Origin of the sequence: Frondihabitans sp. 762G35, assembly GCF_002074055.1 — a bacterium.
GTDB lineage: Bacteria > Actinomycetota > Actinomycetes > Actinomycetales > Microbacteriaceae > Frondihabitans.
In genome coordinates this window covers 2,503,266-2,514,491 of the sequence record NZ_CP014619.1, presented here as the reverse complement: position 1 = coordinate 2,514,491, position 11,226 = coordinate 2,503,266, and the positions used below count along the sequence as shown (strand labels likewise).

At 74.1% G+C, this 11,226-nt stretch carries 9 protein-coding genes; 6 read left to right on the top strand and 3 right to left on the bottom strand.

Annotation, left to right across the window (positions count from 1 at the left end; all coding sequences use genetic code 11):
- Nucleotides 1–62: 62 nt before the first annotated feature.
- The 3 genes from AS850_RS11895 to AS850_RS11885 all read left to right on the top strand — a co-directional run bounded on the left by AS850_RS11895 (nt 63) and on the right by AS850_RS11885 (nt 3,182).
- On the top strand, nt 63–644 hold the full coding sequence (locus tag AS850_RS11895; protein ID WP_236940701.1) for an RNA polymerase sigma factor: 582 nt from the start codon (nt 63–65) through the stop codon (nt 642–644).
- On the top strand, nt 610–1,671 hold the full coding sequence (locus tag AS850_RS11890; protein ID WP_123955499.1) for a CU044_5270 family protein: 1,062 nt from the start codon (nt 610–612) through the stop codon (nt 1,669–1,671). Before AS850_RS11895 ends, AS850_RS11890 begins: the two co-directional genes overlap by 35 nt.
- Before the next feature lie 200 nt (nt 1,672–1,871).
- The gene (locus AS850_RS11885; protein ID WP_119869316.1) at nt 1,872–3,182 is read left to right on the top strand and encodes an LCP family protein; all 1,311 of its coding nucleotides are present in this window, start codon (nt 1,872–1,874) and stop codon (nt 3,180–3,182) included.
- A 16-nt stretch (nt 3,183–3,198) separates the two neighbouring features.
- Here AS850_RS11885 and AS850_RS11880 read toward each other — a convergent pair whose 3' ends face one another.
- Nucleotides 3,199–4,422 carry a polysaccharide pyruvyl transferase family protein gene (locus AS850_RS11880; protein WP_123955498.1) on the bottom strand — a complete coding sequence of 408 codons (1,224 nt, stop codon included), beginning with the start codon at nt 4,420–4,422 and terminating at the stop codon, nt 3,199–3,201.
- Between the two features lie 185 nt (nt 4,423–4,607).
- On the opposite strand from AS850_RS11880, the gene AS850_RS11875 reads away from it, so the two are divergent.
- Both AS850_RS11875 and AS850_RS11870 read left to right on the top strand, forming a co-directional pair.
- Nucleotides 4,608–6,773, top strand: a complete 2,166-nt coding sequence (locus AS850_RS11875; protein ID WP_119869314.1) for a glycosyltransferase — start codon at nt 4,608–4,610, stop codon at nt 6,771–6,773.
- Nucleotides 6,770–8,137: a nucleotide disphospho-sugar-binding domain-containing protein gene (locus tag AS850_RS11870; RefSeq protein WP_119869313.1), complete on the top strand. Its 1,368-nt coding sequence runs from the start codon at nt 6,770–6,772 to the stop codon at nt 8,135–8,137. The genes AS850_RS11875 and AS850_RS11870 overlap by 4 nt, the downstream gene beginning before the upstream one ends.
- Here the strand turns inward: AS850_RS11870 and AS850_RS11865 are convergent.
- On the bottom strand, nt 8,047–8,739 hold the full coding sequence (locus AS850_RS11865) for a hypothetical protein (RefSeq protein WP_119869312.1): 693 nt from the start codon (nt 8,737–8,739) through the stop codon (nt 8,047–8,049). The two genes, AS850_RS11870 and AS850_RS11865, sit on opposite strands and share 91 nt — an antisense overlap.
- 92 nt (nt 8,740–8,831) lie before the next feature.
- Between AS850_RS11865 and AS850_RS11860 the strand changes: the two genes are divergently transcribed.
- Nucleotides 8,832–9,944: an LLM class flavin-dependent oxidoreductase gene (locus tag AS850_RS11860; RefSeq protein ID WP_119869311.1), complete on the top strand. Its 1,113-nt coding sequence runs from the start codon at nt 8,832–8,834 to the stop codon at nt 9,942–9,944.
- A 6-nt stretch (nt 9,945–9,950) separates the two neighbouring features.
- On the opposite strand, the gene coaBC is transcribed toward AS850_RS11860, so the two are convergent.
- Complete coding sequence (coaBC, locus tag AS850_RS11855; protein ID WP_119869310.1) at nt 9,951–11,222, bottom strand: bifunctional phosphopantothenoylcysteine decarboxylase/phosphopantothenate--cysteine ligase CoaBC; 1,272 nt, start codon at nt 11,220–11,222, stop codon at nt 9,951–9,953.
- Nucleotides 11,223–11,226: the final 4 nt, after the last annotated feature.

Genomic DNA, 11,226 nt, shown 5'->3' with positions numbered 1-11,226 from the left:
GGCGAGACGTGGTCGCCGTGGCGGATTTCGAACTTAACTGCTTCGATTGCGCAATAGCCAGTGTGAGCACCGATAGAGACGTCATCCGGAGGTCGCGGGAGAACCCCGCGGTCTTCGCCGAGCTGTACGACCGGCACGCGAAGGCGATCCACCGGTTCGTCGCCCGCCGTCTCACCACGCAGGTGGCCGACGACCTGGTGTCGGAGACCTTCCTGGTGGCGTTCGAGCGCCGGAGGACGTTCGACGAGTCCCGCGAGGACGCCCTGCCCTGGCTGTACGGCATCGTCACCACGCTTCTCAAGAAGCACCGGCGACTCGAGGCGCGCGAGTGGCGCGCTGGCCTGTCGTCGCGGACCCGGGAGGCGGTCGACCAGCCGGGCGACGACTCGCTCGAGGCCGCGCTCGTCGTCGCCCGGCTCCGCGGTGCGCTGCGGGGGATGGCGGCGGGGGATCGCGACGCCCTCCTCCTCTACGCCTGGGGCGACCTCGACTACGAGGGCGTCGCGGTCGCTCTGGGCGTTCCCGTCGGGACCGTCCGCTCACGCTTGAATCGAGCGCGGCGCACGCTGCGCATCGCGGCTGGCCGGTTTCCGGCCGAGGAGGTGGACCATGGACGAACTGACATCGCTCCGAACTATCCGTGACGACGTGGAGGAGTTCGACGCCGTCGAGCAGGCGGCCCGCCGCCGCGTCCTGCTCGCGGAGATCGAGGCCCGGACAACGACGAGGCCGGTCGCCCGCAGGATCCGCACGGCCGGCTGGATCACCGGCGGCTCGGTGGTCGCGGCCGGGCTGGTGACCCTGCTGGTCGTCGGCAACGTCGTCGGCCTCGCCGGCTGGCGCGGCGGCGCCGACGCCGCGGCGGCGGCCACCCTGGACGAGGCCGCCCGAGCGTCGATCTCGAACAGCGATCCCGTCGTCGGCCCGGGGCAGTACCTCGAGATCTCCACGCGGTCCGTGAACAGCGCCGACGCCGACGCCGGAGGCGGGCAGCACGGCGTCTATCTCGCGGCCGCGGACGACACCCTCTACGTGCCGGCCGACACCGCTGACGACTGGGTGTGGGTGCGGGGGCCGTCGCGCGTCGACAAGACCTTCGGTGCGCTCTCGGCGAGGGCGGCCTCGCTCGCGGAGACGGATCCGGGCCCGACGACGCTGCGCGCTCCGGCGGGCGCCTTCTACGACAGCCCCGCGGCGGTCTCGCCGGAAGGTCTCGCAGCGCTGCCGCGCGACCCGCGGCTCCTGCTGAACAGGATCTACCGGACGACGCTGGGCTCCGGCAACTCGCCGGACGGCGAGGCCCTGGTGTACATCGCGGACACCCTCCGCTCCGGGATCGTCCCCGCCGATCTGCGGGCGGCGCTCTACCGGGCGGCGGCGATGATCCCCGGGGTGACCCTGACCGAGGGGCAGGCGAACCTCGACGGCCGGACCGGCGTGGCCATCGGCCGCGCCGAGAACAACGGGACGCGGCAGGAGATCATCGTCGACCCGTCGACGGGCCTCCTCATCGGCGAGCGGACGATCGTCACCGACGCGGCGGCGGCGGAGCTGCCCGTCGGCACGGCGATGGAGTCGACGTCCGTCACGACGCGGGTCGTCGACTCGGCGCCCTCCGGCGGCACCGTCTGCGGAGACACGGTGCAGCGCACGATGCCCGGCTGCCACTGAGCGGCGCCGGCCGGGCTGCGGCCGGGTTGCCGGCCGGGCTGCGGCCCGGCCGCGACCCGGCCGTGACCCGGCCGCGACCCGGCCGCGACCCGGCCGTGACCCGGCCGCGACCCCCGAACCGGGGGCGTGATCGACCGCATCCTGCGCAGCCGACCCCGTAGTGTGAGAAGAAGTATGTTCACGACTTCCGGGGAGACTCGATGACAGACGGCGGTAGCAGGGTCAGCGGGCGGTCCGCCCAGGTGCGGCACGGTCGACTCAAGAAGTCGCACCCGGTCGCCGCCTTCCTCCGCCTCGTCGGCGTCGTGGTCGCCGTCGGCGTCCTCAGCACCGCGTGCGTGGGCGCCTACGCCACGGCCGACGTCCTCGCGAGCTCGAAGCCGCAGGTCCACCTCGCGGTCCTGCCCGGTCGCACGGCCGTCCCGGTCCCCAAGGCCCCGGAGGGCCAGTCGGTCGGCGAGGTCAACATGCTCGTCATCGGCACCGACACCCGGAGCGGCCAGGGCGTCTACGCGAACCCGGGCGAGACCGCCGCGAGCGCGGGCTCCGGCAACAACGACGTCAACATCCTGCTCCACATCTCGCGCGACCATAAGAGCATCTCGGTCGTGAGCTTCCCGCGCGACCTCGAGATCCCGATCCCGTCGTGCCCCACCGCCTCCGGCGGGCAGTCGTACTCCAGCAGCAAGGCGATGCTCAACACGGCCCTCAGCCGCGGCGGCGACGAGGCGCACGGCCTCTCCTGCGCGGTCCTGACGATCGAGCAGCTCACCGGCCTCACAATCCCCTACGCCGCCGCCGTGACCTTCTCCGGCACCTCGGCGATCTCGACCGCGGTCGGCGGCGTCACCGTCTGCCTGGCGACCCCGATCGTCGACGACAACGTCATCCCGGCCCTCGACCTCCAGGCCGGGGAGCAGACCCTGGTCGGCCCGACGGCGCTCTCGTTCCTGCGGAGCCGCCACGGCGTCGGCGACGGCAGCGACCTCGGCCGGATCAGCAACCAGCAGGTCTTCATGTCGTCGCTGGCTCGTCAGCTCGTCTCGTCGAAGACCCTCGCCAACCCCTTCAAGCTCTACGGGATCGCCAAGGCCGCGACCGAGAACATGACGACGTCCGACACGCTGAACGCCCAGTCGCTCCTCGGCATGTTCCAGGCGGTCCAGACGGTGGGCCTGTCCAACATGGTGTTCCTCCAGTACCCGGTCGGCACCGATCCCGAGAACGTCAACCGGGTCGTCCCGAACACCTACGCCGCGCAGCAGCTCAACCAGGCCCTCGTGCAGGACACGCCGCTGCAGCTCACGGGGACGACCGGCGACGGCGCGCAGGATGCCTCACCGTCGACCCCCGCCACGACCCCCGCGACTCCGGCGACGAGTCCGGCCACCCCGTCGTCCGGTGCTCCCACGACGCCGGCCACCACCGGCAGCGCGCCCACGGCGACGCTGCCGCCGTCGGTGACGGGTCAGACGGCCGCGCAGCAGACCTGCTCCAAGAAGAACGGCTGACGCCGGGCGGCTCGGGTCAGCCCCGGAGCGCCGCCCCGACGCGGCCCCACCACGCGTCGGAGGCCGCGCGGATGCCGTCGATCGCGGCCGCGTGGCTCCCGCGGATGCCGTCGTGCTCCCGCCACACCGCGAGGGCCGGGACGATCGCCGAACCGTCGACGACCTGGGCCCCCGACACCACCCCGCTCTGGCCGAGGTTGCCGAGAGCGCCGGTGAGTTTCACGGTCGTGTACTCGTCGACGGCGATGCCGACGGTGGGGACGCCGGCGGCGACGGCGAAGACGGCCGGGTGGTAGCGGCTCGACACGACGAGGTCGGCGTTCTTCGCCAGCCGGGCGGAGTCGTGCGACGTCGACGTGGGGGCGACGCGCGGGGCCGCGCTCTGCATCCTGCTCGCGACGTCGCGGTGGATCACGGAGTCGCCGCGTTCGAGCGAGGCGTCGAGCGAGGCGAAGTGCGCGTGGAAGACGATCTCGAGCCCGGTCTCCCGGACGATCGCGTCGAGCAGGGCGGCGACCCCCGTGACGTAGGCGTCGCGGTCGGCGTCGCCGACGTGCGTGGAGAGCGACACGGCGCAGTAGGGGCGCGCAGGATGCTCGTCTCGGGCCGCGCCCGCCGGCTCCTGCCCCAGGAAGCTCGCGTCGTCGATGGTCGCGCTCAGACGCTCGGCGTCGATGCCGAGACCCTGCACGAGGGCCAGCGAGGCGCGCTCGCGCACGCCGACGAGCGCCGCCGATCGGAGGAGGCCGCCGACGAGGACGCGGTCCTCGCTCGACAGCTCGGGGCCGATGGTCTGGCCGCTGACGACGAGGGGCTTTCCGAAGAGAGACGCCAGAGCGCCGATCGCCGCGCGCTCGAAGATGTGGAGGGACCAGTTGGAAGCCATGTTGCCGCCGCCCGAGACGGCGACCGCGTCGGCGTCGCGGATCGCGTCGATGACCCGCCAGGCCGGGTCGTCGTCTCCGAGCCGCGTGCGGTCGCCGGCCGCCGCGTCGAGGACGCGGCGCAGCCGGTCCTCCTGGCCGGGACGATCGCCGAGCGGCTTCGGGGCGAAACCGATGGTCGGGACCGCGTCGATCCCGTAGCGCCGGGCGGTCTCCCCGGGGTTCGCGGAGACGCCCGTGACGGCGGTCGCTCCGCGCTCGCGGACCTGCCGGACGAACTCCTCGAACATGGCTTCGTCGCCGATGTGGATCATGTCGTCGAGCACGCCGACGTCGCCGATGGTCACTACGCGCACAGGGGTCTCCGGGAGGGTGGGATGGAGCCGACGCTCCGCCGGACCACTCGACGTTAGCCGACCCGGGAGACCCCCGATGAACACCGGATCCGGCGTCCCTGCCGGTCGACACCGGGGCCGGTTATAGTCGGAGGCCGAGCGCTTCGTCGAGGCCTCGTTTCGGGCCGTTCGGAAAGGCGCTCGCCATGGGAATCCAGACCTCTCTCGATGCGGTCCAGCAGGCCGATCGTCTCGTCGATTCGATGCGCCTCGCCGACGACCTCGCCTTCGACGCGGGGCGGAACGGCGGCGCGCGCACGATCCGGGTCCTCAAGTCCGCGTTCGCCGGCGACGACCAGCTCTCCGCCATCGCCGCCACCCACGCGCTCGCGGAGGTCTTCGACGTCCAGGCCGACGTCGCGCTCTCCGACCTGCTCTCCAGCGACCGCGGGTTCCTCCGCGAGCACGCCGCCGAGGCGCTCGGCGCCCGGCTCCCGCGCTTCGACACGATGGGACGCCTCATCGGTCTCGTCTCGAGCGGCGGCTTCGCCTCGATGGTCGCCCAGCGCACCCTCGAGCAGTGGTCGGCTTCCGCTCCCGGCCACGTCGCCGTCGGCATCGAGGGGGCCCTCCTCGGGATCCTCGACCCGGACGCGCGCTACCGCCTGGTCGAGACGCTCGGTCTCGTCCGCAGCGCGATCGCCACCCGGCCGCTCCTCGCCGTGGCCCGCGACCGCGCGGAGGACGAGCGGGTCCGCATCGCCGCCGTCTCGGCGCTCGGCCAGCGGCGGGGCGACGCCGAGATCGCAGCGGTCCTCGAGCAGCTCGCCGCGGGCGACTCGCACCTCGCCGACGTGGCCCGCCTCGCCGTGGTCGACCTCTCGGCCCGGCAGGACATCCCGGTCCGCCGCGGGGACGCCCTCACGATCGCCCAGCTCTTCCTCCACGCCGACATCGACGCGGAGCTCTCGCAGGCGGGATCGGGCGACAACGGCGGCATCGCCACCCTCCTCGTCCGCCTCGGCGACGCGCTCGCGCGGACGCCCGGCGTCGACGGCGCGACCGTCCAGCGGGTCATCACGATGTCGCGCGGGTCGGTCGCGGGCGCGCTCGAGAGCGTCGCGGAGATCGCCTCCGCCGACGCCGGCCACGTCTACGGCCGCATCCCGCTCCTCTCGGAGCCCGTCCAGTCCGCCAACGCCTGGCCGCTCCGCGTCGCGGCGCGCCGCGGCATCCGCCGGATGCTCCGGGCGGCCGGAGGCGTCGACCTCCTGCACCTGCGCATGGCCGACGTCGGGAGCCTCGCCGCGGCCGACGTCGCGCGCGAGCTCGACATCCCCGTCGTCTTCACCGTCGCTCCGGACCCCCACGCCGTCATCCAGTCCCTCGACCTCTCGGGCCGTCTCACCCGCTGGAACTTCGGCGAGACCGACGAGCAGGAGCACTTCTGGTTCCGCTCCCGTCTGGTGCAGCAGCTCGCCTCGAACGCGTCCCACACGGTGCTGTTCCCGCGCCCGACCCTCGAGACCGACATGCGCGAGCTCGTCGGCATCGACATCACGGCCCACCCGGAACGGCACTCGATCGTCCCCGAGGGGATCGACCTCGGCGTCGTCGACCGATCCGTCACCGAAGCGGCCGACCACGCGGCGGGCCGGCCGGCGACCGAGCCCCTCGACGAACTCCGCAGGATGCTCGAGACCCTCCCCGCGGAGCGTCGGTCGCTGCCGCTCGTGGTCAGCGTCGGCCGGTTCCACCGCGTGAAGGGCATGGCGACCATCGTCGAGGCCTGGGGCCGCGGCCCGCTCCGCGACCGCGCGAACCTCCTCCTGATCGGCGGCAACCTCCGGCACCCGTCGACCGACGAGCGCGAGCAGCTCGACCTGATGGCCGAGGTCGTCGGGGCGACGGGACAGCGCGAGGCGGGGCTCCTGCTGCCCGGCCACCGGCCCAACGACACCGTCGCCCGCTGGGTCGCAGCGGCCCGCTTCGGCATGCCGGGGCTCAACGCCCCGCGCGGGATCTACGTCTGCGGCAGCCTCAAGGAGGAGTTCGGCATCGCGCTCCTCGAGGCGATGGGCACCGGGCTCATCGTGGTCGCCCCCGACGGCGGCGGCCCGGCCACCTACGTCGAGAACGGCGACACCGGCTTCACCACGCGCACCTGGGATCTCGAGTCCCTGCGCGACGCCATGGCGGAGGCGTTCGACCGGGCCCAGTCGGAGGAGTCCGACGACCGTGCCGCACGCTCCCGCGCCACCGTCGAGCGCAGCTTCACGATCCAGGCGATGGCGGGGGCCCTGGCCGGCGTCTACGCGGGCGTCCACCGCGACGAGGTCGAGCACCTCGACCGGAGCGTGGCCCAGCGATGACGCTGCTCATCATCAGCCCGGACTACGCCTCGCACCTCCTGCCGCTCGCCACCCTGGGCACGGCCTGGCGCGACCGCGGGGAGCGCGTGGTCGTGGCCACGGGCGAGGCGACCGACTCGATCGTCCGCTCGTTCGGCTTCGAGCGGGCGCACCTGCAGCTCGCCCGAGGGTCGAACCCCGGCGTCATCCGCGCCGAGGAGCAGCCCGAGGGGGAGGACGACTCGCTGCGCGGCTTCTTCGACGCGACCCGGCGCGGGATGGTGCCGACGCTCGCCTACCAGGCGGCCGAGCGGCTCACCGACCTGATGTGGCAGCCGGTCGAGACCGCGCGGGCCGTCCTCCGGGTCGTGGAGGAGGTCGGGGCCGACCACGTGATCGTCGACCACCTCGCCTTCAGCGCCCGGCTCGCGCTCACCGCCGCCCGCATCCCCTACGCCGACGTGGTCCTCGGGCACCCGACGGCGCTGCCCGTGGGCGACGAGGTCTACGGCTACCCGCCGGCGTGGCCCGAGGCCTTCCGTCCCGATCCCGCCGAGCTCGACGCCCTCCGCGAGCTCTGCGACCGGGTGAGCGCGTCCTTCACGGCCGAGTGGAACGCGGCGCTCGCCGAGCTGGCGCCCGATGCCCCGCCGTCGACGTCCGCGTTCGAGGAGCACGGCGACCTCCTCCTGCTCAACTACCCCGGGGAGCTCGCCGACCCGGCCCGGGTCGCGCTGCTCCCGCCGCACGCCTTCCTCGGCTCGGCCGCGCGCGACGAGCCCGCCGACCCCGAGGTCGACGCCTGGCTCCGGTCGTCCGACGCCCCGTTCGTCTACGTCAGCTTCGGCAGCTTCCTGTCCGTCCGCTCCGACGTCGTGGCGAAGGTCGTGGAAGCCCTGCGCCTCGTGGGCGTGCGCGCCGCCATCGCCTCGGGCTCCGCCGACCGCGCCGACCTGGGCGAGATCCCGGAGTCGTGGCTCGTGCGGGAGTTCCTGCCGCAGGTGCGCCTGCTCGGCTCCGCCGCAGCCGCGGTCACCCACGGCGGCAACAACAGCGTCACCGAGGCGACGACGTACGGAGTGCCCGTCGTCGTCCTGCCGTTCTCGACCGACCAGTTCGCCGGAGCCGCGGCGCTCGAGAGCGCGGGCACGGGCATCGCCCTCGCGCCGAACGAGGCGACCGTCGACGACCTCGCCGACGCCCTCCGGCGCGTGCTCGACCGCGACCCGGAGTCGACCCGTCGGCTCGACGCCCTGGGGGAGTCGTTACGGAGGGTCCCGGGCCGGGAGCGCGCCTACGAGGCGGTGACGTCGTTCCGCGCCGCTGAGTCGTCGCCGAACACGAAGCGTTCCATGGCGTCGCGGTCGACCGACGCGTCGCGGTAGCGCTGCATCAGCGCGGCGTTCGCGTCGTACTGCGGCCCCTCGCGGAGCTGCGTCTCGTGGTGGAGCGCGAAGACGATCCCCTCGTGGCGCCTCGGCGGCTCGCCGAGCAGCGTCTCGTGGGCGACGTACCAGGCGGCGTCCTCGAAGCCCCAGCCTCGGAAGCGCTCGTCCTGGCCGCCGTGCTTCCACCAGGTGCGGGGAGTCGTCACGTAGACGCCCGAGCAGGCGCCGCGGACGAGCTCGTACGCGCACTCCTCCGGGGCGACCCCGGCGAGGTAGGACGCCGTGCCCTCCCGGCCGAGCCAGTGGTACCGCGTGTACGGCAGGTGCACCAGGTCGGAGTCGCGGGCCGCGTCGATCGCCTCGACGAGGGCCGCGCGCTGGGGCACGGTGTCGGCGTCGCCGATGACCACGACCTCCGACGGGTCGTCGATCCGCCGGATCCCCAGGTTGCGGCAGCGCGCCAGGTTGAAGACGTCGTCGTCGGAGTCGACCGTCACGACCTCGGCGTCGGGCAGCGCCTCGCGGTACCACGCGCTGACGGCCTCGAAGGCCTCGAGGCGGGAGGGCTGGGGACGCCAGGGCAGAACGACGGTGACCATCCGAAAAGACTAAGCCGTCCGCCGGGCCCGGATGCACGTCTCGCGGGGTCACGCGGCGTGCGCGCGGGCCCCGGCCGGGGCAGGCTGGTGGCATGACCCCGCGCGTGCCCCTCTCCGTGCTCGATCTCACCCCCGTGTCGACCGGGCGGACGGCGACCGAAGCGCTCCGCGACTCCCTCGACCTCGCGAGACGCGCCGAGGAGCTCGGCTACCGGCGCTTCTGGCTGGCCGAGCACCACCTCAACCCGGGCCTCGCCGGCTCGGCGCCGCTGGCGTTCCTCGGCCTCCTCGCGCGCGAGACCAGCAGGATCCGCGTGGGAACCGCCGCGGTCCTGTCCGGCCACCACGCCGGGCTGCAGCTCGCCGAGGCGGCGGGTCTCGTCGCCTCGCTGTTCGACGGTCGCGTCGACCTCGGACTGGGGCGGTCCGTCACGTCGGCCGGAACGGCCTCGGCCGCGTCCCCGCCGGCCGCGCTCCCGTCCCCGCCGGCGGCGCGCGTCGTCGACGGGCTCCTCCTGCCGCAGCCGGTGCGCGTCTCGCCCTCGCGCGGGCGCTTCGGCCTGCTCGCCGAACTGGTGGACCGGGGGACGAGCGTCCCGTTCGAGGAGGTCGTGACGGGCATCCTGCGGGCCCTCGACGGGACCTTCCGCGGGCCCGCCGGCGACATCGTCCCCATCCTGCCCGCCGAGGGGAGCGGGGCGGAGGTCTGGATCCACGGCTCGAGCGGCGGGGAGAGCGCCCGGCTCGCGGGGCGGCTCGGCCTGCCCTTCGGCGCGAACTACCACTCGACCCCGACGAGCGTGCTCGACGCGGTCGCCGCCTACCGGACGGCGTTCGTCCCGGGCGTGCTGCCCCGGCCCCACGTGATCGTGTCCGCCGATGCGCTCGTCGCCGGGACGGACGCCGAGGCGGCTCGGCTCGGGCTGGGGTTCCCGCAGTGGGTGCGCTCGATCCGCACCGGCGAGGGCACGATCGCCTACCCGTCGCCCGAGGAGGCGCTCGCGGCGCCACTCGACGCCGCCGCCGAGGAGAACGTGCGCGACCGCGTCGACACCCGCTTCGTCGGCTCCGCCACCACCGTCGTCGAGCGCCTCGAGACCCTGCAGCGCGTCACCGGTGCGGACGAACTCCTCGTCACGACCCTCGCGCACGCGCACGCCGACCGGGTGCGGTCGTACGAGCTGCTCGCGGAGGCCTGGCTCTAGCGTGCCTCAGCGCAGGAGGCGGCCGACGATCTCGTCGAGGACGGCCTCGGCGACCTCGCGCTTCGAACCGCGGGCGGCAGCGACCTCGGTGCCCGAGGCGTCGAGCACGACGACGTCGTTGTCCGCGGTGCCGAAGCCCGCGGACCAGCCCACGGTGTTCAGCACGAGGAGGTCGGCGCCCTTCCGCTCGGCCTTCGCGCGGCCGAGCGCGAGAAGTTCGTCGCGCGACTCGGCGGTCTCCGCCGCGAAGCCGACGACGATCTGCCCGGGGCGCCGCGTCTCGACGAGCCCGCGGAGGACGTCCGGGTTCTCGACGAGCCGGAGCGTCAGGTCGGCCCCGTCGCCCGCCTTCTTGATCTTCGCGTCGGCGACCCGCTCGGGCCGGTAGTCGGCGACAGCGGCGGCCATCACGACCACGTCGGCGTCGCGTGCGGCCGCGGTCACCGCCTCCTGCAGCGACCTCGTCGTCGACGCCTCGACGACGGTGATACCCGTGCCGGGCGCCTGCTGCGCGACGTCGGCGTCGAGGTGGGCGGCGACGAGGGTCACGCGCGCGCCGCGGTCGGCCGCTGCCCTCGCGAGCGCCACACCCTGGCGCCCGCTCGACCGGTTGCCGAGGAATCGCACCGGGTCGAGCGGCTCCCGCGTGCCGCCCGCCGTGACGACGACGTGCCGCCCGGCCAGGTCTCGGCCGGGCAGGTCGTGGCCGGCAAGGTCTCGGCCGGGCAGGTCGCCCCGGGCGGGGACGACGGCGGCGAGGGCGGCCGCGACGATCTCCTCCGGCTCGCTCAGACGCCCCGGGCCTCTGTCGCCGCCGGTGAGCTCGCCCGACGCGGGGCCCACGACGACCACCCCGCGGGAGCGGAGCGTCGCGACGTTCGCCACCGTGGCCGGGTTCGACCACATCTCGGTGTGCATCGCCGGTGCCACGACGAGCGGTGCCCGGGAGGCCAGGACGGTGGTGCCGAGCAGGTCGTCCGCCATCCCGGCGGCGAGCTTGGCGAGGGAGTTGGCGGTCGCCGGCGCGATGACGACGAGATCGGCCGCCTGGCCGAGTGCGACGTGGCGCACCGCGGCCACGTCGTCGAAGATCGACGTCGTCACGGGGTTGCGACTGAGGGCCTCCAGCGTCGGGGCCCCGACGAACCGCAGCGCGCTCTCGGTCGGCACGACGTGCACGTCGTGCCCGGCCTTCACGAGGAGCCGCACCACGGTGGCCGCCTTGTAGGCGGCGATGCCGCCGGTGATCCCGACCACGATGTTGAGTCGATCGCCCACGGTG

Coding starts and splice junctions, on each gene's coding strand:
- AS850_RS11890 (WP_123955499.1), top strand. CDS start 610: ATGGACGAACTGACATCGCTCCGAACTATCCGTGACGACGTGGAGGAG.
- AS850_RS11885 (WP_119869316.1), top strand. CDS start 1,872: ATGACAGACGGCGGTAGCAGGGTCAGCGGGCGGTCCGCCCAGGTGCGG.
- AS850_RS11875 (WP_119869314.1), top strand. CDS start 4,608: ATGGGAATCCAGACCTCTCTCGATGCGGTCCAGCAGGCCGATCGTCTC.
- AS850_RS11870 (WP_119869313.1), top strand. CDS start 6,770: ATGACGCTGCTCATCATCAGCCCGGACTACGCCTCGCACCTCCTGCCG.
- AS850_RS11865 (WP_119869312.1), bottom strand. CDS start 8,739: ATGGTCACCGTCGTTCTGCCCTGGCGTCCCCAGCCCTCCCGCCTCGAG.
- AS850_RS11860 (WP_119869311.1), top strand. CDS start 8,832: ATGACCCCGCGCGTGCCCCTCTCCGTGCTCGATCTCACCCCCGTGTCG.